Source organism: Vibrio scophthalmi (assembly GCF_040869025.1).
Classification (GTDB): domain Bacteria; phylum Pseudomonadota; class Gammaproteobacteria; order Enterobacterales; family Vibrionaceae; genus Vibrio; species Vibrio scophthalmi.
The window spans coordinates 961539-987373 of record NZ_CP134272.1 but is presented as its reverse complement, the minus strand read 5'-3'; the positions used below and the strand labels follow the sequence as shown (position 1 = coordinate 987373).

At 43.2% G+C, this 25835-nt stretch carries 19 protein-coding genes; 12 read left to right on the top strand and 7 right to left on the bottom strand.

All coding sequences use genetic code 11. The annotated features are described in order from the left end of the window. Positions 1-282: 282 nt before the first annotated feature. A complete protein-coding gene (locus RJD38_RS19390; RefSeq protein ID WP_065546233.1) occupies positions 283-522 on the bottom strand; it encodes a YdcH family protein in 240 nt (79 codons plus the stop codon). A 301-nt stretch (positions 523-823) separates the two neighbouring features. On the opposite strand from RJD38_RS19390, the gene RJD38_RS19385 reads away from it, so the two are divergent. The 9 genes from RJD38_RS19385 (at position 824) to RJD38_RS19345 (ending at position 11649) form a co-directional block, all read left to right on the top strand. Next, positions 824-4036 carry a response regulator gene (locus tag RJD38_RS19385; protein WP_065546232.1) on the top strand — a complete coding sequence of 1071 codons (3213 nt, stop codon included), beginning with the start codon at positions 824-826 and terminating at the stop codon, positions 4034-4036. Between the two features lie 13 nt (positions 4037-4049). Then, complete coding sequence (locus RJD38_RS19380) at positions 4050-4535, top strand: hypothetical protein (RefSeq protein WP_065546231.1); 486 nt, start codon at positions 4050-4052, stop codon at positions 4533-4535. Positions 4536-4537: 2 nt separating this feature from the next. Beyond that, positions 4538-5626: a porin gene (locus RJD38_RS19375; RefSeq protein ID WP_367971470.1), complete on the top strand. Its 1089-nt coding sequence runs from the start codon at positions 4538-4540 to the stop codon at positions 5624-5626. Positions 5627-6278: 652 nt separating this feature from the next. Continuing rightward, positions 6279-6725, top strand: coding sequence for a DUF4402 domain-containing protein (locus tag RJD38_RS19370; protein ID WP_065546230.1), 447 nt, complete (start codon positions 6279-6281; stop codon positions 6723-6725). Positions 6726-6771: 46 nt separating this feature from the next. Beyond that, on the top strand, positions 6772-7203 hold the full coding sequence (locus tag RJD38_RS19365) for a DUF4402 domain-containing protein (RefSeq protein WP_367971469.1): 432 nt from the start codon (positions 6772-6774) through the stop codon (positions 7201-7203). Then, the gene (locus RJD38_RS19360) at positions 7200-7535 is read left to right on the top strand and encodes a hypothetical protein (protein WP_367971468.1); all 336 of its coding nucleotides are present in this window, start codon (positions 7200-7202) and stop codon (positions 7533-7535) included. Before RJD38_RS19365 ends, RJD38_RS19360 begins: the two co-directional genes overlap by 4 nt. Positions 7536-7638: 103 nt before the next feature. Further along, on the top strand, positions 7639-8847 hold the full coding sequence (locus RJD38_RS19355; protein ID WP_032073033.1) for an IS4 family transposase: 1209 nt from the start codon (positions 7639-7641) through the stop codon (positions 8845-8847). Beyond that, on the top strand, positions 8844-9221 hold the full coding sequence (locus RJD38_RS19350; RefSeq protein ID WP_367971467.1) for a hypothetical protein: 378 nt from the start codon (positions 8844-8846) through the stop codon (positions 9219-9221). Before RJD38_RS19355 ends, RJD38_RS19350 begins: the two co-directional genes overlap by 4 nt. A 133-nt stretch (positions 9222-9354) precedes the next feature. Then, the gene (locus RJD38_RS19345; RefSeq protein WP_231893206.1) at positions 9355-11649 is read left to right on the top strand and encodes a carboxypeptidase-like regulatory domain-containing protein; all 2295 of its coding nucleotides are present in this window, start codon (positions 9355-9357) and stop codon (positions 11647-11649) included. Positions 11650-11710: 61 nt separating this feature from the next. On the opposite strand, the gene RJD38_RS19340 is transcribed toward RJD38_RS19345, so the two are convergent. The 4 genes from RJD38_RS19340 to RJD38_RS19325 all read right to left on the bottom strand — a co-directional run bounded on the left by RJD38_RS19340 (position 11711) and on the right by RJD38_RS19325 (position 17002). Further along, the gene (locus RJD38_RS19340; RefSeq protein ID WP_231893205.1) at positions 11711-13258 is read right to left on the bottom strand and encodes a sulfatase-like hydrolase/transferase; all 1548 of its coding nucleotides are present in this window, start codon (positions 13256-13258) and stop codon (positions 11711-11713) included. A 98-nt stretch (positions 13259-13356) separates the two neighbouring features. Further along, positions 13357-14292: a LysR family transcriptional regulator gene (locus RJD38_RS19335; protein ID WP_367971466.1), complete on the bottom strand. Its 936-nt coding sequence runs from the start codon at positions 14290-14292 to the stop codon at positions 13357-13359. A 57-nt stretch (positions 14293-14349) separates the two neighbouring features. Continuing rightward, positions 14350-15717 (bottom strand): anaerobic sulfatase maturase, encoded by a 1368-nt coding sequence (locus RJD38_RS19330; RefSeq protein ID WP_231893203.1) that lies wholly within the window; start codon positions 15715-15717, stop codon positions 14350-14352. A 277-nt stretch (positions 15718-15994) separates the two neighbouring features. Further along, the gene (locus tag RJD38_RS19325; protein WP_005592925.1) at positions 15995-17002 is read right to left on the bottom strand and encodes a tetratricopeptide repeat protein; all 1008 of its coding nucleotides are present in this window, start codon (positions 17000-17002) and stop codon (positions 15995-15997) included. 901 nt (positions 17003-17903) lie between these two features. Here RJD38_RS19325 and RJD38_RS19320 point away from each other — a divergent pair. The 3 genes from RJD38_RS19320 (at position 17904) to RJD38_RS19310 (ending at position 22866) form a co-directional block, all read left to right on the top strand. Next, positions 17904-20498: an EAL domain-containing protein gene (locus tag RJD38_RS19320; RefSeq protein ID WP_231893202.1), complete on the top strand. Its 2595-nt coding sequence runs from the start codon at positions 17904-17906 to the stop codon at positions 20496-20498. A gap of 139 nt (positions 20499-20637) precedes the next feature. Continuing rightward, on the top strand, positions 20638-22080 hold the full coding sequence (locus RJD38_RS19315) for an NfeD family protein (RefSeq protein WP_065546225.1): 1443 nt from the start codon (positions 20638-20640) through the stop codon (positions 22078-22080). A gap of 9 nt (positions 22081-22089) precedes the next feature. Further along, positions 22090-22866 (top strand): slipin family protein, encoded by a 777-nt coding sequence (locus tag RJD38_RS19310; protein ID WP_065546224.1) that lies wholly within the window; start codon positions 22090-22092, stop codon positions 22864-22866. Between the two features lie 129 nt (positions 22867-22995). Here RJD38_RS19310 and RJD38_RS19305 read toward each other — a convergent pair whose 3' ends face one another. Next, positions 22996-23991 (bottom strand): succinylglutamate desuccinylase/aspartoacylase family protein, encoded by a 996-nt coding sequence (locus RJD38_RS19305; protein ID WP_065546223.1) that lies wholly within the window; start codon positions 23989-23991, stop codon positions 22996-22998. Positions 23992-24100: 109 nt separating this feature from the next. Beyond that, positions 24101-25633 carry a putative basic amino acid antiporter YfcC gene (yfcC, locus tag RJD38_RS19300; protein ID WP_005592920.1) on the bottom strand — a complete coding sequence of 511 codons (1533 nt, stop codon included), beginning with the start codon at positions 25631-25633 and terminating at the stop codon, positions 24101-24103. Positions 25634-25835 lie beyond the last annotated feature (202 nt).

The following is a 25835-nucleotide window of genomic DNA, read 5'->3' as shown; positions in this document are numbered from 1 at the left end:
GCGCCTTTATTTTTAACTATACCAAGATGAAACATATTTTGATGAACTAAGTGAATTCAACATACAAAAGCGCGTGTTGATTTCATCAAACCAACAACTCATCAACCGCGACACAGAGGGAACCGACGTCTCAATTTTTGGGAGTGTCGGTCACCAATATAACGGCAGCTTCAACTGCTACGAATTTTAGACACGATGTAAATCCGATACTAATAAGTCAATATCGGATTTCTGGAGTACTTTATCGAGAACGCAGTCGTGCTTTATTGGTACCCGCTTCGCTTAACTGCCGCTCAACCTTTGGTAGAGCGCATCTTTAAGTTCTGCGCGATTATATTTCAACTGCATCATCGCATCATCACCAATGGGGGATCCGTTAAGTTCTAGAACTCGTATTTCCTTATCTAACGCATTGTAGTCTTTCATCGCTTGAGCAAAGGAAGGATCATTTCCGACTAAAGCAGCAATCGTATCTTTCATCTCTGGAAAGTCTGCGATAAGAGCATGATTTTCACCTAACATTGTGTCTCCTTATTATTGCAACCAACCACTGGTCCCGCGATAAACACCCCTAAGATCTAACGGGAACAGCAAACAACACTTATAGTGTAGTGTGAAAATGCCTTTCTACTGAATTTCTATGCTGAGCGTTTACCACCAGTACAAATAGATTGAACGAGCAATATTTGAGCTACTTATTTATCAAATTCACGTTACACGTCACTGATTAGTAAGTTATTTAGCCAAGAAATTTTGTTTCGCGCATTATCTTAAATTTCTGGTCTACACTTTGTTATAAGTTGGCTACAAATGGATAATAAGAATGGCAAAATGGGTATCATGGAGTGATATCTCGATAAAGTATAAGCTGTTCGGGTTGGTTCTCTTACCGATATTACTTTTACTATATCTCGCTTCTCGTCAAATTAGCGTACTCAACCTGCAAACTGACGACCTGCAAAAAGCAAAATCGATGACGGCTTTTCTCCAGGGCTTTTCGCAAACCGACCATAGTGCGCATAGTACCGAGCGTAGCAAAAGTGCATCTTCACCCGACGCTGCGCGTGTCAATGCGTTGCTACCATCGCTGTTTCCTTCACAAGAAGCGATACAAATTTCTAGCATTCTGCGTGAATATTTGTCTGTCAGTCTACAAATTACCGTCAATCAATACCCAGATGAGATGCTCGATAACCTTGAGTGGCAGGCCGATTTGTATCAACAACTTATCATGGCTATGGAGCGAATATCACTGAACCATATCCCCATTTCGATCGAGCAAGATCTTCATGCCCTAATTCAATTAGAGTGGATGATGTTTTGGGCGAACCAAGAAACGTCGCTGAGCCAACAGTTAGTTGCCAATGGTCAAGTTGATGATGAACAAAGCGCTGAACTTCGCGGCCAGATTACCGCACTTGCTCAGAATCAGCAGTTGTTTGTTGAACGCTTTGTCAATCTAAATGCCAATGAACACCAAGTGAACTTTATGCTGGAAGCCTTTACTAATGAGGCATTTCAGCAGAGCCAACTGTTCCGGCAAATCTTGCTAGACCAGAGTGAATTTAACCAACTCCCGATAGATAGTGTAGAGCAAGGCTTAAATGCCCTACTGGCAAGATTAGAACTACTAAACAATGTTGGACACAAAATCGAAGACCAGCTAATTCACAGAATAGACTCCGCAACACAATCAGCTAACAACCAAAGAATTGTCTTTATCGGTATCGTTTCCGCCCTCACCTTTATGGTGATGTTTATTGCAATCGGTCTGGCTCGTCGTGTCACAAACAATCTTAATTTGGTACTGAACTACCTTAAAAATGATCAAGAACAGATAGCGGGAGAACTCACAAAAAGCATATCTGGAAATGATGAGCTTAACCATTTCGCCCATGAAGTAGAAAGACTAACCCTCGAGCGGCGTCAAGCTAACGAGCGATTAACACAAGCAAAAAACATTGCCGAACAGGCTAAAGATGATGCCATCCGAGCTAGTAAAGCAAAAAGCAGCTTTTTGGCCAACATGTCGCATGAGATTCGCACGCCACTTAATGGGGTTATCGGCATTTCAGAAGTTCTCTCAGATACCTCACTTACGCCAACTCAACGTGATTATGTCGATACAATTGAGACCTCCTCACAACTACTTTTGAGCCTTATTAATGACATTCTCGATTTTTCTAAAATAGAATCGGGGATGTTAATGATCAACCATCATTCTACTAATGTTAGAGAAACCATTTACGACATCGCCTCCATCGTCGCTCCAAAAGCCAAAGAGAAAGGATTAGATCTTCGGGTTTCTATTGATGCCGACGTCCCTTATAAAATGATGGTTGATGATCATCGCTTGCGCCAAACATTGATGAACTTTATGTCTAACGCTGTCAAGTTCACCGAACAAGGTTATGTGGCATTGTCGATTGCTATGCCGACAAATAACGGGACAACACCGCCATCATCGACAGCAAACACTTGCCAGCTTGAGTTTTCAGTCAGCGATTCTGGTATCGGCATTGATGAGCAGCAGCAACGCAACATCTTTGAACCTTTTGCCCAAGAAGACGACTCAACGACGCGTAAATTTGGCGGTACCGGCTTAGGCTTAGCGATCAGCACTCAATTGGTCGAATTAATGGGCGGTAAAATCCAATTAGAGTCTCAAAAAGGGGTTGGCAGTCGTTTTTATTTCTCACTTGAATTCAACATAGAATGCCAACGTTTATCAAAACCCAATTCCACCACTTCCCCCTTCTATTTGATAAGTGGTAACGAAGTATTGAGTCAAACGTTAAAAAGCGAACTGGCATTTTATAACCAACCTGTTGAGCAACTATTTGACAACATAGAGCAGTGCCTTCATTTTCATTCATCTAATAATCCAGCCATTGTCTTATTCCTCGAAGAGACAGCTAATAGCGCCCAAACAATCGTAACCGAGCTTAACGAACTCACCCGTAAGGGTCACTACGTTTGTCTAATTCGCGCATTTACCAGCCGTAGTTTCGATTTCCACAACGCGGTTACTACTATTGTCACCCAGCCTTTTTATGGCCAGCGCCTTATGCGTAAGTTAGAACAGTGCCAAATGCAGTCAAACGCCAATGACAACATGCAGCGCCACCATCCCGCCACGACGACCGCTCCCCAGCGAGTATTAGTCGTCGAAGATAACAGTGTTAACCAAAAAATTGCAGGGCTGCATTTGGTCAAAGCGGGGTTGGAGTTCGATATTGCGAATGACGGCCAAGAAGCGGTCGATATGTACCGCGCGACGCCTGATAGATACGCACTGATCTTAATGGATTGTATGATGCCAATCATGGATGGTTTTGCGGCAACAACGGAACTGCGCAAGCTTGAACGACACCTTAACCGCCGTATTCCTATTATCGCTCTTACCGCGAGTGTCATTGATGATGATGTACAGCGTTGTTTCGATGTCGGTATGGATGACTACATCGCCAAACCATTTAGAGCCAATGTGTTACAAGAAAAAATATTTAATCTGATTGAGACTGTTGACGTTACGAATATCGCGACACAGCGACAAGATGTCTCCCCTTTAACCAGTTCCTCTGTACATCATCCTGTCTCTGATGAAATACAGAGCGCTTATGTTGAAAGCAACCATTCTGATACGCCTAGAGCAGTTAGGCGGCATGAACGAATTTTGCTAGTTGAAGATAATCGTGTTAACCAAAAAGTCGCCTCACTCATGCTCGACAAAGCCGGATTTCACTATGCCATCGCCGAAAATGGTCAAATCGCCATTGATATGTATAGTGAAGACAGCAGTTTTGATGTCATTTTGATGGATTGCATGATGCCCGTAAAAGACGGATTTGAAGCGACCAAAGAAATCCGACAACATGAAGCTAACCTCGGCTTAACTAAAACCCCAATCATCGCGCTTACTGCCAGCGTGATTGACGACGATATTCAACGTTGTTTCGATTCAGGAATGGATGCCTATGTGGCAAAACCAGTCCGCAAAGACAACCTCATTGAAAAAATTGAAAGTATTATCTAAAGAGTAACTTGTTATGTTGAACCAAAATAAGGCACTTCGACGTCGTTATAGCCCGCTCCACTGTGGTTGTTGTTTGGTGGCGATATTGTGCCTTTTTATCTCCGTGAACAGTATTGCAATGGGCGCAGAACAATACGCTATATTCACACTCGAGCAAGAGTTTACCCCCCTATCGGTTAGTAAAGCCCGCAAGCTTTACCGCGGAAAAACCAAACGCTTAGAAGGCAAAAAAGTTGAGCTATCTGATTGGCCAGAAGCAAGCATTGAACGCGCCGAGTTTTATCAATCTCTTCTTGGTAAAAACACTGCACAAATGAATGCACATTGGGCCTCACTCTCTTTCTCCGGGAAAGCTCGTCCTCCTAAAGAGATGACAACAGCCGACGTATCTGCATTGGTACAATGGATGGAGGAAAAATCAAATCGTATTGGCTACGCACCACTGAATCATCTCCCAGATGATGCAACGGTGCTATTTGTTGTCGAAGAGGTAAAATAATAATGAATAATAAACTGCTAACTCTCGCTTTATTAACGACGTCTTGGCCTGTCTTCGCCAATATAGAAATTAGCGAAAATATTCTGCTTAGTGGCTTTGGTTCTACTTCATGGGCGAAAAGCGACAACGATACACCGCTTATCACTCACGTGGAGGTGGCTGATCATAGCTGCTTTGACTGTGATACTACCTTTGGCCTACAACTTGACGGTTATTTCAATGCGTTACATGTTTCAGCTCAAGTAGTGAAACGTCCACAAGACCATTGGAGTGAACCAGAGCTTGAATGGGCTTATCTTGGCTACCAATACAAGGATCTGTTAGTCCGAGCTGGGCAACTGAGGATCCCTCTATTTCTCTACTCTGAATATTATTACGTCGGTCATGCTTATACCATGGCTCGTCCACCAACCGAGGTTTACAACAGTATTCTTGGTATTACCGCCTACCAAGGATTTAGCTTAACCTGGAATGTCGATATTGATGATGAAAAGACCCTTGCCATTACCCCTTTTTATGGCCTCAAGGATGAAAAAGAAGTTCATCTTAATCAAGATACTTTCCTTGAACTTGATACCAAGCGTATGTTCGGGATCAATGCTCAACTTTCAGGTGATAATTATCGTTTGAATGCTTCGTATCTCAATTCGCGATATGATCAGCGTGTCACACTATTAAATGTGCCTGCGGGCATTCCCAATCTAATGAGAGTATTGGAATCACACAACAACAGTATAGAGCTTTATTCTTTGGGTGCTGAATACGAATTTGGCCCGACGACATTAAGCGCTGAATTACAAAAAAATGACCGTACTTCCGCTTGGTACTCTGCATTGCAGCATCGTTTCGATGCATTCACACCCTATCTTGTTTATGGACAGCAATACAGTGAAGAAAGCGATAATGGCAAGCGAACCAGAGAAGGTGAAAGCGTTACAACCGGCGTTAGATATGATTTAAGGTACAATTTGTCGTTAAATGCTGAATGGCAATATTTCGATACTAAAAACGGTGGCGATGGTGCATTTATCGATGTTCCTACTAAGCCTAACGCCAACCTCTATACGATCATGGTAAATTTCGTATTTTAGTAAACTCAACCGACTCCCACCTGGTAAAGGCAGCATCTAACTGAAAAGATGCTGTCTAAATCCCAACAGCTTGTTTGATGTATTTTTGCCTTAAAATATAGTTACGCAGTAGCCTTATTTAAGCGCATGACTAACAACCAACATATAATGAGCAGCTCTCAACCTCATAAAAAATTAACCACAAAAGCAAAACCATTCAAAACGCATCCCATTCTTATTTATTTACTCCTTATTTAAATGAGAGAAATACAACACTGAATGCGAGACTGCCTAATGTCACATAAAACTGCAACACCACCTGACCATTGCGCTAATTAATTGACTCGCCCGACTAAAAACCACACTTTAAATAATGACTATTACCGTCTCAATTATTTAACACTCCAAATTAAATCTAAGTTTCATTATTGATACTTATGTATAACTATTTGCGCCAGCTCGCACTTATCAGGTACATATTGCTCTAATTAATTGATAGGAACAACTCCATCAAGTAGCTTACCAATCAAACAGCACTAATCGTTAATATTTATTGACGAAAAATTAATGCTTTTGTATTAGTTTTACAATCTGCTTTTATTTTATTTTTTCACTTTTAGGCAGATAACCAGATTGGAAAAACAAAAGCCCATATAACAAATAAGGAATTATTATGAAAAACTTAGTAAAAGTAGTAGTAGCTTCAGCATTAGCACTTTCAGCATTCCAAGCAACTGCGAGCAATAGCTCAACTTTTGTTGCCGAATTAGTTGTAGATAAGCCATTAACAGTGACGCCTGTAGCTGGTAAAAATACATTGGATTTTGGTAATGCACTAGTTGGTGATAGCGCAGACTTAACGATTCTGGCGACAGACGCAGGTGCTGTTGAATTCACTCTAACAGGCAATCAAAATTCAACAGTCAAAGTTACAGCGGCCAATACCGTTGTTACTAATGGTTCAGACACGATTGATCTAGAAGTGACAGAACCAACCACAGTTTCCCTCGATGCTGCCGGTGATGGTTCAATGAAAATTGGTGGAATATTGAAATTAAGTACTGCGACTTTAGTTGCAGGAACATATAGTGGCACAGTCAACGTATCTGTTATTTACTAGGTTAGGTTTCGCTGGGCGCTTAGTTTAAGAGCCCGGCGTTTCATCAATGATAAATAGAACGATCATAAAGTTTGTATTTTTGGTTTTTCCAACATTAACGATAGCTGAACCTTTAATTATCGTACCAATAACGGAAAAATTACTTTTTCCAGAATTTTATATTTCAGGCACAAATCAAAAAGCAATAGCTCACCCAAAATTTAATCAAACTGATTCATTCAGTTTTTTTGTAGAAGGCGTTAAAGGCCGTCAATTTAAAATATCATTAGCACCAAACCAATCACTAAATGATGGCAAGTCCGCTGTTTCCATATCAAAATTTATTTTTGGGTGCGGATTGTCTAGTTCTGGTAAAGGAGTGGTCAAGCAGTCTGGTCGTTCTGAACTACTATGTATTGGCGCTCAAGCCTCGATTTCATCTGATACACCACCCGGATATTACTCTAGCGCCATTAACTTTGAGATCAATTATTTATGAAGTTATTACTTACATTTTTTAGTCTTTTGTTAGCATGTAACAGCTACGCACAACTACTTATTGCTCCAACTCGAGTTGATGTAGACGCGACAAAAAATACAACAAAAAAAATTATCATTGAAAATACTAGCCAAGAGCCTGTCAGAGTAGAGATCGTGCCAACCTATATGTCTACAGTTAGTAGCGATGTCGTTCGCAACAATCCAGATATTGAATCCGTTGAAAGAATTACCGAAAAAATTAGAGTATCCCCCCCAGTCATACGTAAATTAGACCCAGGTCAAAGAAGAACAATAAGAATTCAAATTCTACCGTCTCATACTGAAGGCTGAGGAATCCCCTAATGATTTTGATAAAAATCATAAATTTAAGGTAGATGCACATCTTGTCATGTGATCAAATGGTTCTGAGAAAAATCAATAACCAGACAACAAGATGTGCGAACTCGATATTTTACACGACTCTCTTTACCAATTCTGCCCTGAATTGCACTTAAAACGACTCAACAGTTTAACGCTGGCTTGCCACGCATTACTTGAATGTAAAACGCTCACTCTTACCGAACTTGGTCGTAACCTGCCAACGAAAGCCAGAACAAAACATAACATCAAACGAATCGACAGATTGTTAGGTAATCGTCACTTGCACAAAGAGCGACTCGCTGTATACCGTTGGCATGCCAGCTTTATCTGTTCAGGTAATTCGATGCCCATTGTTCTTGTTGACTGGTCTGATATTCGTGAGCAAAAACGGCTTATGGTATTGCGGGCTTCGGTGGCACTACATGGTCGTTCTATTACTCTTTATGAGAAAGCCTTTCCGCTTTCAGAGCAATGTTCAAAGAAGGCTCATGACCAATTTCTAGCCGACCTTGCAAGCATTCTACCGAGTAACACTACACCGCTCATTGTCAGTGATGCTGGCTTTAAAGTGCCATGGTATAAATCCGTTGAAAAGCTAGGTTGGTACTGGTTAAGTCGAGTCAGAGGGAAAGTGCAATATGCAGATTTAGGTGCGGAAAACTGGCAACCTATCAGCAACTTACATAGCATATCCTCAAGTCGCTCAAAGACTTTAGGCTATAAGAGGTTGACTAAGAGCAACCCAATTTCATGTCAAATTGCACTGTATAAATCACGTCCTAAAGGCCGAAAAAATCAGCGTTCGACACGGACTAATTGTCATCATCCGTCACCTAAAATCTACTCCGCTTCGACAAAAGAACCATGGGTTTTAGCGACTAACTTGCCCGTTGAAATCCGAACACCAAAGCAACTTGTTAGGCTCTACTCGAAGCGTATGCAAATTGAAGAAACCTTCCGAGACTTGAAAAGCCCAGCCTACGGTTTAGGCCTCCGTCATAGCCGAACTAGCAGCTCAGAGCGCTTTGATATCATGCTGCTAATCGCCCTAATGCTTCAACTGACATTTTGGCTTGCTGGAGTTCATGGTCAGAAACAAGGTTGGGATAAGCACTTCCAAGCTAACACTGTCAAAAATCGAAATGTACTCTCAACAGTGCGCTTAGGGATGGAAGTTTTGCGGCATTCTGGCTACACAATAACGAGGGAAGACTTGCTCGCGGCTGCAACCCTGCTTGCTCAAAATCTATTCAAACATGGTTGTGCTTTGGGGAAATTATGAGGGGATCCCTCAGTACTGAAGGTGAACATCGTTCTTATCTAAAATTCACCCCAACGAAGCTCACTACTATAAATACCGTAAACAATCAAGATAGTGAAAGCTCTAACTTCAACCTAGGCTTTCGCATACATACTTACATACCTATATATCAAACCAATGGCAAACCAAAAGAAAATGTAATTTTCAAATGCAATCCAAACAATTTGGCCATCGAGAATAAAGATAAATTTCAGTTCAACGCGACATTAGAGACTTCAACCGGTGAAATAAAAAACATCCTATTATTTAGAGAATCCACAATGACCATTCCCAAAAAAAATGCAGAAACTGTATTTATTAAAAATAATGACCGCATAATTCATCAATGCAAGTAAGATGGCCTTCACACCATATTTTTTAGTACTTACGATCTTTTACAGCATTTGCAATACGACATTAGCTTCTGATTTTTTTCCAGCACATATTGAGGTAAAGACTGGTGAAAGTGGTAATAGTTTCTATCGAGTCATGACAGACATCGAGGAGCAACCATATTTAAATATTGAAAGTTTTGCAAAATATCTTCTTGAAATGCGAGGAGAATGCAAAAACGCTCACTGTGAGTTTTATTTGCCGAATGACCTTGCTCAAGAACTCCCCTCTTACACTATCGACTTGGCAAGGAAAACCTGCGCACAGAGCAAAGAAGAGTCTTTCTCAATTGATGGCGTCAATATTAATGGTGAGTATTGGATTCACTGGGAATCTATTTCGCAATGTTTACCAGTGAAGACTAGTTGGTTTATTGATGATTATCGTCTTTTGGTCGAAAAAAATTTCAAGAGTATCGCCGAGCTCGATAGAGATATATCTAAGTTAAAAAAATCAACTCGCGATAAAGCACTCGAGGCAGAATCACGGCATGCGCAGATTGTCATTCCAGCAAATAGTGACGTTGGCCTCGCTTCTCGCTTGGCAGTCTCAACAGACTATGACTCAAATGATCAGCATGTTGAGCTCTCAGCATTGGCTGACATTCTTTTCAGTACGGAAAATTCACTCTCACAACTATCGATAGATTCTAAATTAGAAGATCCAATTAGCTATTACAACATCGCGGTCAGCACAAACCAAGGCTCCGGACGACTAGAGTTAGGGCACATTCTTCTTGATGGCGACACCTTCATCAATAACCAAAGCCTCGAACACGGCCTCTACTATACCAACCGTGTCCAACAGCCGGGATTTGGCAACTTACAGTTGGAAAATAGCACTAAGCCAAACATCGAAGTCGATGTCCTCGTCAATGGTATCTATCGCAATAGTTATCTCTCCGATTCATTCGGTCGATTTACGATAGACGAGCAAAATATCTCTCCCGGCGATACTGTCACCTTTCGCTACTATCTTGGTGAAGGCTTATGGTCTGAAGAAGAGATCACTGTCGCGGGTATCGACAGCGCTTTTTTGCCTAAAGGTGAGTGGGCAACTAAGTTTGCTTACGGAAACGACGAGACCCAAGCAGGTGTCGTCTCTCTTGATTATGGCCTAACCAATTACGGCACACTGGGCATAAGCCTATTCCATATTGAAGATGAAACCTACAGTGGTGTGCAAGCCCAGTTTCTCCCTACCCACTGGCTTTCTACACGATTTGGTTGGATAGCGGAACTAGACCGATTCCCTACTCGCTTTGATGTGCTACTTTCAAAATCTCAATCATTGACGCTTGATTTAAATAAAGCAGATAACTTCGATGCTGATGAACTTGAATACCACCAACTTGACTATAGTTTATCGACCCGACATTTTAGCTTTACTTCAAGAGCGACCATAGATGACAACGCCTTTGAACTTAATCCCACACTCCGACGTCAACTGTCTCCGAGCCTCTACCTCTCGTATGCGGCTAACTATGATTACTCTCGCACCAATCATCGAAGTAGTACACTCCACAAGGTAGAGCTGACAAAAAGTAGTTTGTCTGACACCTCTTGGGCCATCAATACTGAGCTGGATGAATACGGTGATTACTACCGCAGTTCCGCGCGCCTGAGGAAAAATTGTTCCAATTGCTGGTTGAACCCCTTTGCTCTATTTCAACAAGTGTCCACAAGTCTACAACTCAACCACCAAGATGATGATCTAACCGCACATGCCTCTTATAGTGCAGATATAAACCATAACCTTCATTTGACGCTCGACGGTGACCAAGAAAGCTATCGCTTTCAACTTACCGCCGAATTTGGTGCAAAGACAAATTTCGACAGTGAAACGACTCACTTAGTCGGTTGGGATGAATATAGTTACGCGGCTGTCAAAGGTACAGTTGTCGACCAAAATGGCTCCCCTATTGCCGATGTAAAGTTACAACTGCTTAGTCAACATGCCACAACCAATCAAAATGGCGAATTCACATTTGAGCGAATTCCCGCGAGAAAAGAGCTGACATTGAAAATTGACGAAGGATCACTCGATCTAAGCCTTAGCCCAGAGCAAAATCCAATTTTTCTTAATACTCGGGAAATTGCCACAACAGAAGTCGTTGTTACGCTCATCAATTCGTTTGGCGCCGATGGTTTTATAAAGGCTGATATTAACGACAAAGCCTTTATCTATTTTAAGCACTTAAACAAACTTGAGGAATACTCCAGTGTTGTTGAGGCGGATGGATTCTACGTAGTTGAAGGGCTCATCGCTGGTCTTTACCTAGTCACCTTAGAAATCGGCGACAAAGAGTATGTATTGTCCAAGCAGTTAGATGCCGATTTCTGGCTAGGAGGGCTCGACTTCTCACTCGAAGATTTCGAAAGAACTCGCTAACGATTAATCCCTTATGCCTATGTGTGCGCTTCAGGATGAAGCGCACATAATTGATTACCGACTATTCAACAATCGACTTATCGGCCATCCCGACACCACCTGATTTTTGACGTGGTGGAAAGGCTTGTAAGGACTGCTGATATTTTAGGGCTTGTTGTTGAAGCTGGGGTAAAACCCACGTCTTCTCTTTCATCCACAAAAACCACCCGCGCGTATCTGGTGAACGTTCGTACGGGTCAGCCTTAATATTGATCAGCATGCCAAGTGGCCATTGTTCAATAGGGGCAATCCACTCGGTTTTGGTTTTTAGGTGAACTTTCCACTCATCCACTCGAAACGCATTGAGGGAGTTTTCGTTGTAGAAGAAAAACTCTCGACGTTGACTTGGCGCATTGCTCTTCAACATTGCGAGTTGATCATAGCCATCAAGGTGAACCTGATATGACTTACCGTTGATATTTCTACCTTCAAGCAATTGTTGCTTAATATTCGGCTCACCGACTGCAGACATAATGGTTGGTAGCCAATCTTCTGCGCTCATTAAACCATTGGTATAAGTGCCTTGAGGTAGTTGCTCTGGCCAACTGACGAGCATAGGAACTCTAAATCCACCATCCCACGTTGTGCCTTTTTGGCCGCGAAATGAAGCCGCACCACCATCAGGCCAGTGATCGAGGTTTACCCCATTGTCGGAAGTAAATAGAAGAATCGTATTATCCAGCTCGCCTAACGCTTCTAACTTATCGATTAGCTGACCAATTTGCCCATCAAGTTCCATCAGCGCATCATAGTAGAGTGTGGTTTTACTTTTTCCCTGATTTTCACTTCGTACATGCGTTTTTTGGTGCATCCGTGTCGGGTTATACCACATGAAGTAAGGTTGCTCATCATGCTTCGCTTCATGGTTATCAAGCCAATCAGTGGCAAAGTTCAAGAACTCTTGATCCACCGTTTGCATACGTTTGGCACCAAGATGCCCCTTGTCTACCACCACTTGCTTACCTACAACACCAAAACGTGGTTCGTTCGTCGTGTCAAAATGTTCGCTTGAAGTGGAATACAACACATTACGAGGACGACCAATAAAGTTAGGATCTTGCGGGAATTCAGGTTGCTCCGGCATTTCCATCACGTTTAAGTGATACAAAAAGCCGAAGAACTCATCGAATCCATGTACTGTGGGGAGATGACTATTATTATCACCCAAATGGCTTTTGCCAACATGGACGGTGGCATAGCCTTTCTCTTTTAGCATTTCGGCTAATGTAGGATCATCAGCCTGTAGTCCCAACTTAGAACCTGGCTGACCAACGGAAGTCAAACCGGTACGATATGGATATTGACCGGTGATAAATGCCGATCGCCCCGCCGTAGAACTCCCCTGTGCGTAATAATCACTGACCATCACACCACGCTGAGCGATTTTATCAATGTTTGGCGTTTGGATAGCGCCTAAACCTCGGTGGTAGGCGGAGATATCAATAGGCGCAACATCGTCAAGCATAATAGCAACAATGTTTGGCGGCGTGTCGGCCAGTGCATGACCACTTGCTAGAAGTGACATCGCGGCCGAGAGCCCTGTCATATTAAAAGGAAGAGCATACTTCATAGGATTCCTTACTCTGTATTCCATAGGTAAACGATGCTTTACCGCTATAGAGTAAGAAATACCGCCGTAAAATAGGCCTATTGCGCTAATTACATTCCTTAATAATCATATTGCTCGTGACTGATGATCAGTTCAATTTGGCTGTGTAGCCAATTCGTCAACGGGTCATGTTTGTTTTTTAGGTGAGTAAACAGTGAAAATGAACGACGAAAAGTATCTTTAAACAATTCTAACGGCAGTGGCTCACAACGAAATGCCTCACTCAAACTTGAGCGACATTTGGTCGATGCAATGCAGATAAAATCACTCTGTTCAACGACATCGAGCATTAAGGCCATATCGCTACTTCGCAAACTGATCTGCTTGTTTAAGCCATATTTTTTGATCAGCATTTCGGCTTTAGATAACTCAATGTAGCCTGGGATGAGGTTAATACATAGAGGGTATCGGCGTAGCTGCGCTAAATTACTTTCGCTCAATGGATGATCGCGACGCATGATGAGCTCAAATTTATCGTAACCCAATGGTTTTTCAATCAATGTTTTGTTGGTATCCATTGGCAGATAACCCACCCCCCAACAGGCAGAATTTGATTCCAATTTGTTCAGCGCGTCTTCACTCCAGCATCGACAGTCAATAGTCAGATTGGGGGCGGCTTGAGCAAGTTTCGTAATTAAAGGCGCAGCTAACCAACGCATCATAGTTGGGGGAAACATCAATTGCACTTCCCCTTTTAAGTCGCCAATAGCCCATGATTTATCCAATGCATAAAGGCCATCCAGTTGCTCTACTAGATTAGGGATTAGCTCAATCAATTTAAGACACTTAGCGGTCGGTCTTAACTGGGTTTTATCGCGTACAAACAGTTCATCATCAAACTGATCTCGCAATTTTTTTAGCATCACGCTCACTGTAGGTTGGCTAACTCTAAGCACCTTCGCGGCGGCAACAGTTTGACGAGTGTCATTCAATACTAAAATGAGCTTTAACAAGTTGTAATCGTACTGCATTTCCAAATCCATTCGTGCGCACATTCAGCGCGCCAAGTATTAATTATAGCCGTAACAAAGTTATATAACTAACTGATTCTTTTATCTAAATAACCCGTAGTACTCTGCTGAATAGCCATTTTTCATCGCACTAACCATCGGAATAAGCGTTGGTAATGCATGTTTAAAAAAATGCTGATAGCCATCACACAACACATTGTGCGAGTGTCTATACTGATTTTCCATTGTACGGTATTTCGGGCATCCCCCTTGGCAGAGTAAAATAAAATCGCATTGCTTACATTGCTCGCTTAAGGTTTGTGATTTCATCTGGCCAAATGCTCGCTGTTTTGTGCTGTTGACTATAGATTCAAGGGTCTGCGTGACTAAATCCGCATCATTTGTTGAGGCATCCATATCGCTATGGTGAATCCGACCCAAAGCATTTTCTGGGTAAACATAGTGATCGCAACTGTATACGGCCCCATCTTTTTCCATTGCGAGTTGCTGACCACAAGTCGCGCTGTGATGGCACATCTGACTGGGGTAGCCCATCAAAATCATTAAACAATTTTCAAAAAACTGCACGTAGATTTTGCCGATATCTTCCCGGCACCACTCATCAAATACCGAGCACAAAAATTTACCCCATTGCTTACCCGTCAATGACCAATTCTGTTCGTCACGCTGATCAAGTTGGTGATCTAAGCATGGTTGGAATTGCATATAACCACTGCCATAATCTTTTAGAAATTGATAGATTTCTTTACCATGCGAGTACGTTTGATTATTGATCACCGAAAGTGTATTGAATTCCACTTGATGTGTTTTCAACAGTTTCATGCCGTTCATAGTGCGTTCAAAAGAGCTGCGACCCTTTTTGTCGTTACGGCTTAAATCATGGATTTTTTGGGGACCGTCCACACTCACACCCAACATGAAACCATTGTCAGCAAAAAATTTCGCCCACTGTGGCGAAATGAGCACGCCATTGGTTTGCAACGTGTTCTTAATCGCCCGAGTCTTGCGCTGCTGAGTTTTACCTTGCGACAAATAGCGTGCTTGAACTTTAATAACGTTTTGGTAAAAGCCTAATCCTGCCAGCATTGGCTCTCCACCATGCCAGATAAACTCAATCGGCAAATTACTTTCGGGTTGTGCCACAATGTGTTGTTCAATTGCAGCCGCTAAAATAGACGAATCAATACGGCCATGGGACCGAAGCTCATCCTCACTAGACTGCCCCGCCAAACTCGGCTTGTTCCAATAATAGCAATAACGGCAGTTCAAATTGCATTGAGCGCCAATAGGCTTAAAAAATAGACTGAAAGGGAGCTTTGCTTGTGTGGCGGGCATTTGCTTTAGATTGGCAGGTAGTGAAGTCGTGTCTGCCGAACTTGCAGATAGCATGGTTGTCGATTTTAAGGGGATAAGTGTCTTGGCTGTAATTCTCATACTGGCTATTGTCATTGTGCTTCCATCTTCATCAAGCGAAGATATCAGGCTGTTTTTGCCGCCACAATCACTGGTAACAAAATCGAATTATCACGTTTAACAACAACTTCCAGCCTCCACAAAAATACATACAAAAACAATTGGTTAAATCAAAATAAAGGCTATTAACTTATAAAATTCGTGTTATTTAATATCCTAATAATGACCTTGGCCTTATTCGACTGGGTGTTGGGTATAAAAAAGCGCGGATTCACCGCGCTTTAATTATCTTGAGAAGAAAAAGTCGACTCTTTTACCAAATCTCATCGAGCAATGAATCACGTAGTTTTTCTGCTTCAGCAATTTTGCTTGCAGACATCTGAGATTTCACTTCTCTGACATCCTTAACCGCATCGCTATAACCATATTCAACCGCCACTTCAAACCAAGCGAGTGCTTTCGTAAAATCGCTCCACGTTCCCGTTCCATTACGGTAAGCATAACCGACTGAGTATTGACTGTATCCGTCACCCTGTAACGCAGCTTGTTGGTAGTACTCAAATGACTTTTTAAAATCTAGCGTCTTGAAACCACACGGTTTCTTGTATTCGTCATAAGAATTGATGTCGCCCATTTTTGCTAAAGAAAGTGTGTGGTCAGCTTGCTCAATAGCCTCATTGAACAATGCCATCGCTTTGCTACAACTCTTCTCTACTCCCTCGCCATTTAAGTAAGAAATACCGAGGTTATACATCGCACTCTCGTCACCTAAGTTAGCCGACTGTTCAAACCAATACGCCGCTTTGGTGTAATCCTGTTTGATGCCATCACCATCATTATAGGAAAAGGCCAATTGATACATCGCATCTGAATAACCCGCTTTTGCGGCAGCAAGATAATACTCATTCCCTTTTGCCATATCGGCAGGCGTACCTTCACCATCAAAGTACATCACACCTAAGCTGTATAGCACATAAGGATCGTTACTGGCCTCAGCTTTGTGATACCAAGCGAGTGACTGCTGATATTCTTCTTCATCGTAATAATAGTCTGCTAGCGATATCGCAGCTTGATGTGAACCCGCTTCAGCAGCGGTTTGTAGGTATTGATAACCGCGATCTACGTTTTCTTGCATCATCGAGTCACCAATCAGCAACTCAGCTGCCAATCTCAATACGTCGGGATCATTGGAAGTTTCGGCTTGTTTAATCGCAGCCAGTTCTTCACCTTCAAAAAATTCCATGCTGAGATCGTACGCCATCACATTTGCCGAAACGAGTAACGACAATGACGTAAAGAAAGTACCACAGTGCTTTTTCATAACATCCTTTCTATCTAAGAGTCTGATTTGCGAGGACTATAACAAAGTCATCCAAGCATATACGACGTCACAATCATCAATATTTGAACTAGGCAACATTTTGCACAGGCAAAGCATGCTCACGTAACAGAAGCAACCGTCATTAATTCCGATCTCAATAATGCTTTGTAAGCACGTTTATTGCTGTAGGACAACGTTATGCCAGAGAAAGCGACGGTAGGAGAAAGATAAGAGCACAAATGAAACCGCTCTTTGTTTCGTTGAAATAGAAGACAATTTGAATGGCTTAGGCAATTAAGGACACTCAGCGGTGTCCTCAATTGAACGGAGTATGACTAACTTTGACAAGCGCGTACCACCGAATGAATTGGCTATGAAAGACCAAACAGTCGATAGACCCAAGTCACCTCACCATACGAAATTAGATCAAAGATCGTTAAAAATATTGACGTTATAACCGCCAACTTAATTAGTCGCTGAACAATAAACATACTGCATCCCGAAAATTTGCTATCGCGAGTCATTACTGACCGCAAAAGAGCGTAATAGATATCATCAGCGCTTTACATGCACCTTAGATAGTATCTTATTGATATTACTCGCCATTTCTCATCAATTCTAATCATTTCTTAAAGCAATCTTGAAAACGAGATGCTCCGACCAGTTATTTTATCGAGAGTTCTTTGGACACACATCAAAGTTACGATATAGAATTCGAACCAAAATCACATTAATCATAACGATAAAAGAAATTTGTTACATGACCATGTTCCGTTTCATCCAGTCAAAGTTACGCTATAAAACGACCCTTTATTTTTGTCTTGGAATGATCGGCATGGTCATTAGTTTTATTTTCATTAGTCGCTCGTTTTTTCTATATAGCCTCAATGAGCTAGAAAATATGGAAATCACACGCGCCAGCGACCAAGCAAAGTCTGTCATCAATATCATGATTGCAGACCAGCAAGAGCACTCTTATGACTGGGCTAACTGGGACGAAACCTATCAATTGCTACAAGATGGCGATACACAAACCTTTCGTTCTCGCAATTTGTATCTTGATACTCTTAATACATTAGCATTGGATTTGATGGTTTTCGTCACCTTAGAAGGTGACGTGATTGAACACTTATCCCGAAAAAATGACCCTAATCACGCACTCTGCTTGGTTAGCACGCTAATGAGCCAACAATCGATAAAAAAACACATTGCGAGTTCACATAATACCCATAATGCTGATGCTAACAGCATCGCTGACCTATTTCGCGTGGATAACGAAGTGTGGGCGGTCAGCCTCACGCCGATACGCAACAGTGAAGCGACCAAACCATCAGTAGGTTGGCTGGTGTGGGGCAAAAATCTTACCAAGCGCTTTCCGGGAGAGTTCCAATCTATTTTAAGTGCTCAAAATAGGTTAGCACTCTCACTGCCTGACGATATGGAACGTTCAGCGCAAGTCAACAAGGCGACAACGATGATCTTGCGCCAAGGAGATAGCATCGTTCAATGGTCTCCATTGAGTAGTAACGACAGTTCACCCGTCGCCTTTCTAGTGACCAAAGCCCCTCGCGAACATTTTCACCGCAGTAGTTCGCTTTTTGCCTATTTATTTATGGCGGTCGGTTTAAGTACCACTGTCATTGCGGGGGGCTCATTTGTCTTTTTTAAAAAAGGCGTCGCGACACGATTTAATACCTTCGAAAAAGGCATTAACCTGCTGTTTGATAAATACCAACTTAGTGACCAAAGCAGCGGTAAAGCCGATGAGTTGGATCGCGCGACTCAATTAGTTGAAGCACTCACCACCAACGCTCTTGTCGCAGAAGGAAAAGTGCTTGATACACAACAAAAATACCGCGCTCTCTATGAAAGCAAATCTGTCGGCCTACTGGTGGTCTTAGAGAGTAAAATCATTGATTTGAATAATAAAACACTCGACTTGCTTGGCTACACTAGAGAAGCGTTAATCTGCCAATCTCTCGCAACCCTGTGTTCAACCAACGAATACGAGTACCACCTTGAATTGCTCTATCATCAACTCAGTAATGGCCAACTCAGTTTTGAAGCGCAATTAGTCGCCCGCAATGGTGACATTGTCGATTGCCAAATCGAAGCCGCTTCGATTCAACATAATGGCCAAAATGCACTGCTTTTCTTAATCCACGATATGGGCATTCAAAAACAGCAACAAGCATTAATTGAAGAGCTATCAGGCCGCGATCCTGTTTCTGGTTTAAAAAACCGCCCGACGATTTTAAATCAGGTGTCGCAGTTAATCGAAGACCAGCCAAACCAGTTCTCGTTGATGTATATTGCCATCGAAAATCTCAAACAGGTCTCTGCTATTTATGGTCATTTGGTATTTGATGATGCGATTCGTCACGCAACTGGCGTGTTCAATGATCTCTTAAGCCACTATCGAGTTGGGCGAATTAGTGAGTTTGAATTTATCGCCATCATTCCCACCGATGCTGATGCTGAGCAAGCCCTCGACCTTGCCAATAAACTCATCGACACGCTGACCAACAAAACAGAGATTTGTGGTCTTGCCATTGACCTCAACTGCAAAGTGGTGATGGTAGAACGCAAACTTACCCACCACTCACTCGCTTATTTGCTGCAGGCTGCTTACTATTCTGCGCAATCAGAACATGGTCACCAGAGTAAAGAAGTCATCATGATGAGTGAAGGGCTGTCAGAAGATGCACAAACGGCGCTAAAAATTACACGAGAGCTCGAGTCTGCCATTAGTGGCGGGCAAATTGGAGTGCTGTTTCAGCCAATCATCGACACCAAAAGTGAACAAATAAATGGCTTCGAAGCGTTAGCGCGTTGGTTCCACCCGACACTTGGTACCGTTTCCCCTGATGTATTTATCCCATTAGCAGAACAAAACAATTTAATTGTGCAGCTTGGAGAAAGCGTCTTGCGCCAGTCGTGCGCCTTCATCCACCACCTCAATCAATTACGTCGAGAACAAGGTCTGTCAGCACTATCCATTCACGTTAACCTTAGTGCTAAACACTTCTACCACACCGACCTGACCGATCATCTTACGCAGGTAATGGACGAGTTTGAGCTGTGCGATAGCCAGTTGGTAGTTGAACTCACCGAAAGCATGTTGATGGGTGTCGAAGCTGAGACGATTGCTCGTATGAATGAAATCAAACAGCTCGGAATACAGCTCGCTTTAGATGACTTTGGTACTGGTTATGCTTCATTCAGTACCTTGATCCCCTTCCCATTAGACATGGTTAAACTCGATAAATCATACATCGACCAAATCGAAACCAGCGAAAGAGCAGAAATACTCGTACGGAATTTGGCCAACATGACACAAGAGCTGGGCTTAATTACCGTCGCAGAGGGCGTTGAAAGCCTAAGCCAAGTCCATCAGTTGCGAGAATGGAATATTGATGAGATTCAAGGCTACTACTTTTACAAACCGATGAGTGCCCAACAAGCAACCAAGCTGTTTACCACCGCTCTCACATAACTGACGACGAATTATTGCTGTGAATAGAACAAAGTGCTGTGTGTACCCAGCACTTTACACTACGCAGATCGGTCGTTTCTGCTCATTAATTACATCTTATCTATACTTTAATCAATAGCCACTCAGCGAGGGAGGCTGTATGCATAAATTATGGATATTTTGTGTCGGCTTATTGTTCTCGAGCCTAATCAATGCTCAAACCGTTTGGATTGTACCGATCAACGGTGCGATAGGACCGGCCAGTAGCGATTATGTCAGCCGCGAAATAGAACTGGCTCAAACTTCCGGGGTTAGTCTGGTGATCTTGAAAATGGACACCCCGGGAGGCTTAGACAGCGCCATGCGCGATGTGATTCAAACCATCACGACCTCCAATGTCCCCATTGCAACTTGGGTTGGGCCATCAGGATCGCGCGCCGCCAGTGCCGGAACTTATATTCTATTAGCCAGCCACATTGCGGCCATGGCCGAAGCGACCAATTTAGGCGCAGCGACCCCAGTACAACTTGGCGGAGTAAAGCCACCTAGCGCGGAGGAACAAACGCCGAGCAAAAAACCGGCAGCATCCGCCCCCTCATCAGACGAACGCTCATTCAACGAAGCCACTTCCGATGAGCAACAACCAAGCAAAATAGACCAAACACAACCATTGAGCACCAATGATGAGCAAGTCCCCGCCAATACGGCGATGGAGAAAAAGGTTATCAATGATGCTAAGGCTTATATAAAAGGCTTAGCTCGTCTGCATGGCCGCAATGCTCAATGGGCAGAAAAAGCCGTCAGTGAAGCAGCAAGCCTCGATGCCACTGAAGCGCTTGAACTCAATGTCATCGACTTTATTGCTAATTCGCCCGAAGAGCTGGTTAACCTTGCTAATGGCCATGTGGTGAGTCTGAACAGTCGAGAAGTCACTCTCGCCATCAGCAATCCCGTCTTTCAACTACGCCAACCAGACTGGCGAGCTGAGATGTTAGCGGTGATCACCAATCCCAATGTTGCCTATATTTTAATGCTAATCGGTATTTATGGCTTGTTGCTCGAGTTCTACAACCCGGGTGTCGGTTTGCCCGGGGTACTTGGTGGCATCTGTTTGCTGTTGGCGATGTATGCCTTGCAAATGATGCCCGTCAACTACGCCGGTTTGGGGTTATTGTTACTTGGGATTGCACTGATGATAGCGGAAGGATTTAGCCCTAGTTTTGGTGTACTCGGATTGGGCGGAGTCGTCGCTTTTGTGCTTGGTTCAATATTTCTTATGGATAGCGATCTTCCCGGTTTTCAAGTTGCCCTTCCGCTTATTTTCGGTATTGCGGCATTTTCCGTCATATTGATTCTCCTCACCATCGGGCTGCTACTACGCATTCGCCGTAAAGGCGTCACCACTGGTACAAATGCCTTCCCTGGAAAAATTGCCGTAGTCACTGATGATTTCAGCCACGGTTCAGGTCGAGTGCTGCTCGATGGTGTGTTGTGGTCGGCACACAGTGATGAACCTAACATGCTCAAACCGGGTGACAAGGTTACCGTTAAACACATTACAGGCTTAACCCTTACGGTTGAGCGTCTGCGCACACAAGACTAGGAGGCGCTTATGATGATTTATACCGTCGCGGTGGTGTTGGTGCTGTTATTTGCACTGGCAACACAAGTGTTCAAAGTACTGCGTGAGTATGAGCGTGGCGTGGTGTTCTTTTTAGGCCGATTTCAAGAAGTGAAAGGCCCGGGCCTGATCATATTGATCCCTTTCATTCAACAGATGGTTCGGGTTGATTTACGTACTATCGTACTCGATGTGCCCACCCAAGATCTCATCACGCGTGATAACGTCTCTGTACGTGTCAATGCCGTGGTCTATTTCCGTGTGGTCGATCCGCAAATGGCGATCAACAATATCGAAAGCTACAGTGATGCCACCAGCCAACTATCCCAAACCACACTTCGTTCAGTACTTGGCCAACATGAGTTAGATGAACTGCTCTCTGAGCGTGATCGGCTAAACAAGGATTTACAGTTGATTCTTGATCAACAAACTGACGACTGGGGAATCAAAATTGCGACTGTCGAAGTCAAACACGTTGATCTTAACGAGAGCATGGTTAGAGCGCTGGCACGACAAGCGGAAGCGGAACGAAATCGTCGAGCAAAAGTGATTCACGCTACGGGTGAACTGGAAGCCTCAGGAAAACTCAAAGAAGCAGCTGAAATGCTCAATGAAGCCCCCAACGCACTGCAATTGCGTTATATGCAGACTCTGACGGAAATCGCCAATGAGAAAACATCGACCATCATTTTTCCGATGCCGATCAATTTGGTTGAAACCCTATCAGAGCTGGCCAAAGTGACACCAAAAGAAAGACCAATCGAGTAATAAAACAAAGGTCTAAGCATGGCTTAGACCTTTGGGAGCTGAGAATCGAGAGCTGAGAATCAAGAATCGAGAAGCTAGAGTCGAGAATAAGAATCGAGAGCTGAAAAGCTAGATTCGAAAGTTGGCAGCTTAATGAATTAAACGTACCACCAAAGACCCCGGGGCACGGATTGACTCAACGTTATAGCTCAATACGGTACCGCCATTTGGCGCATAGTAACGCTTTAGCTCATCGCCAAAATTATCGTATTGAATCGCAACTAACTGGTTTTGCTCTACTTTGTCCATCATGGATACTTGTGGGATCACAAAGCCACCAATTTCCGCGCGAATACTGGTGATCTCTTGCCCTTCTAAACACGGGATCACCGCATCTACTTCACCTTGCAGTAGCTCATGGTGTTTAAGGATATTGAAAATACCATTAACCGTACGATCAATCAGTGTCAGTTCCGTGTAACGTCCCATGCCCACTTCGATGGTAATGCTTGGGATACCACTACTGTTCCACATGGTTTCAAGTACACCCGCATCGCCCGGATCATTTAAAATCGCATCAGGGTTAATGAGGCGCGCCATCTCAATGGCCTGCTCTAAACGGAAATCCGCAAACACGTACAATGGGTAAACCGTTCCGCTTGTTTGGGTATGCAGATCAATCGCTAGGTCAGCATTAGGTTGTAGCAAGTGGTGCCACAATGCATGGATAAATCGATTCGCCTCGTTACCGTTAGCATCACCTGGGAAGAAACGGTTTAAGTTACATGGCGAAGCGTCTGGGTCTGCCGAATAAAAATCACGACTATGATTCAGCATACCGGTAAGGTTGATCATCGGCACTATCGTAACGGTGCCGGCCAATTCTTTACCAACCAATTCACGCGCCGTTTTTTGCGCAGCTAATACACCGTTATATTCATCACCATGAACACCCGCCGTGATGATGATTTTTTTGCCCGGCTTTTTACCTTTGAATACCATCACAGGTAAATGTTGCCACTGCGAAAGCGCATCGGTTGCGATACGGAACATAAACTTATGTTCACCTGCAGCTAAATCAGCCACATCTAAAGTGTGAATAACACGATGACCTTGGATCACGTCATCTAAGTACTGTGTCGCCATTAAAATGGTCTCTCCAAAATATTTGCTTACTTATCTAGAAATAAACAATAAAAAATGGCGAGATAAATATCTCGCCATCGAATCTAATTGTTAAACTCGTTTGAGTTTATTATGAGAAGCCCATTAGCTGAGCAACTACCACGACTACGCTTGAGATGGCGAACAATAGTAGCATAAAGCGCCAGCAGAATTTCGCCCAGTCACCCCAATCGATACGACATACACCAAGTGTTGCCATAAGAGGCGCTGAGGTTGGTACGATCACGTTCGTAAAACCGTCACCTAGCTGGAATGCCAATACCGCTACCTGACGCGTCACGCCAGCAATATCAGACAATGGCGATAGTAGTGGCATGGTTAGTGCTGCTTGGCCAGAACCCGAGGTTACAAAGAAGTTGAACACAGACTGGAACACGTACATTAACCAAGCAGAAGCCACTGCAGGCAATCCACTTAGCATGCCACCGGCACCATTTAGGATTGAGTTTAGTACGCTTGGTTCCTCTGAAGAACCACCACCTAGCAGCAGTAATACACCTTTAGCACAACCAACCAGTAGTGCTGGCGCGAGCATGATACTTGCGCCTTCTTTAAAGGCTGCCGCAGCGTCGTTCAATGTCATGCCGTTTAGACGGAACAAAGTACCAATAATCGCCACAACAAAGCCCATCGTGAAGAACTGAGAAGCGATTTCAGGGATGTACCATGCGTGCATTACTACGCCCCATACCACCCAAGCAGTAGAAGCAATAACAGTAAGCAGAACTAAGGTATCACCGATATTCCAACGAGAGGCGGTTTCAGAAAGCTCTTGAGAACGGAAATGTGCATCAGTACGACGGCTGTAAGAAAGCTCAGGGTTTGCTTTGATGCGTGCAGCGTATGCCATAGTGAAAGCGATACCGATAAGCGTAAAGCCAGCCCATAAGCCCATACGAACTGTCATACCAGAAAGAACTGGAATGCCCGCGATACCTTGAGCAATCGCCACTGAGAATGGGTTCATCCAAGAAGTCGCAAAACCAATTTGGGTTGCAATGTAGGTGACCATTACGGTAGTGATACCGTCGTAGCCTAGGCGAACCATCAGTGGTGCAATGATAATCGCAAACGCAACCGCTTCTTCACCCATACCAAATACTGCACCACCGAGTGAGAACAGCAAGAATAGTACTGGGATAAATAGTGATTCATTACCTTTGGTTTTATCAATCAGGCGCAAAATACCGTTATCGATCGTGCCTGTGCGCATTACGACGCCAAACGCACCACCGATCACCAGCATAAACATAATTACGCCAATGGCACTGCCCCATTTAGAACCTGAAGTCAGACCTTCAAATGGGAAGTTCATTAAACCAATGCCACCACCTGAAGCAAATAGGCTTACCGTGTTGTAAACCAGTTCACCCGCGGCATCAGTGGCATAAACAAATGAATTAGGGTCAATAACTGTACGTGTCTTTTCAGCACCATCGACCATGTATGTCACCTGCTGGCTTTCAAAAGAACCTGCAGGGATTAAGTAAGTAAGAATCGCAGCAAAGATACCAACAAAAAATATAAGAATAAGGGTATCTGGCATTTGCCAAGATTTCTTCGTTACAGCCGAGTCCGCTGGCTGTGCATGAGAGTGAGACATAGCTTATTTCACGTTAATATTTGTAAAGCATGAAATATCGTAAAAACAGAATAAAAAGTCAATATATATAAATATGTCAGATTATTAATTCACCATTGACACCATTCATTACCACATATCACCAAACAATAAAAAACGAACAGTTATACAAACTAAACATCTCATTAAACTATCCAACAAATCGCACCACTTCGCTTTTACG

Coding starts and splice junctions, on each gene's coding strand:
- RJD38_RS19350 (WP_367971467.1), top strand. CDS start 8,844: ATGAGGGGATCCCTCAGTACTGAAGGTGAACATCGTTCTTATCTAAAA.
- RJD38_RS19380 (WP_065546231.1), top strand. CDS start 4,050: ATGTTGAACCAAAATAAGGCACTTCGACGTCGTTATAGCCCGCTCCAC.
- RJD38_RS19325 (WP_005592925.1), bottom strand. CDS start 17,002: ATGAAAAAGCACTGTGGTACTTTCTTTACGTCATTGTCGTTACTCGTT.
- RJD38_RS19355 (WP_032073033.1), top strand. CDS start 7,639: ATGTGCGAACTCGATATTTTACACGACTCTCTTTACCAATTCTGCCCT.
- RJD38_RS19335 (WP_367971466.1), bottom strand. CDS start 14,292: ATGTGCGCACGAATGGATTTGGAAATGCAGTACGATTACAACTTGTTA.
- RJD38_RS19390 (WP_065546233.1), bottom strand. CDS start 522: ATGTTAGGTGAAAATCATGCTCTTATCGCAGACTTTCCAGAGATGAAA.
- RJD38_RS19345 (WP_231893206.1), top strand. CDS start 9,355: ATGACAGACATCGAGGAGCAACCATATTTAAATATTGAAAGTTTTGCA.
- RJD38_RS19340 (WP_231893205.1), bottom strand. CDS start 13,258: ATGAAGTATGCTCTTCCTTTTAATATGACAGGGCTCTCGGCCGCGATG.
- RJD38_RS19305 (WP_065546223.1), bottom strand. CDS start 23,991: ATGGCGACACAGTACTTAGATGACGTGATCCAAGGTCATCGTGTTATT.
- RJD38_RS19310 (WP_065546224.1), top strand. CDS start 22,090: ATGATGATTTATACCGTCGCGGTGGTGTTGGTGCTGTTATTTGCACTG.
- RJD38_RS19330 (WP_231893203.1), bottom strand. CDS start 15,717: ATGACAATAGCCAGTATGAGAATTACAGCCAAGACACTTATCCCCTTA.
- yfcC (WP_005592920.1), bottom strand. CDS start 25,633: ATGTCTCACTCTCATGCACAGCCAGCGGACTCGGCTGTAACGAAGAAA.
- RJD38_RS19385 (WP_065546232.1), top strand. CDS start 824: ATGGCAAAATGGGTATCATGGAGTGATATCTCGATAAAGTATAAGCTG.
- RJD38_RS19375 (WP_367971470.1), top strand. CDS start 4,538: ATGAATAATAAACTGCTAACTCTCGCTTTATTAACGACGTCTTGGCCT.
- RJD38_RS19370 (WP_065546230.1), top strand. CDS start 6,279: ATGAAAAACTTAGTAAAAGTAGTAGTAGCTTCAGCATTAGCACTTTCA.
- RJD38_RS19320 (WP_231893202.1), top strand. CDS start 17,904: ATGGAAATCACACGCGCCAGCGACCAAGCAAAGTCTGTCATCAATATC.
- RJD38_RS19365 (WP_367971469.1), top strand. CDS start 6,772: ATGATAAATAGAACGATCATAAAGTTTGTATTTTTGGTTTTTCCAACA.
- RJD38_RS19360 (WP_367971468.1), top strand. CDS start 7,200: ATGAAGTTATTACTTACATTTTTTAGTCTTTTGTTAGCATGTAACAGC.
- RJD38_RS19315 (WP_065546225.1), top strand. CDS start 20,638: ATGCATAAATTATGGATATTTTGTGTCGGCTTATTGTTCTCGAGCCTA.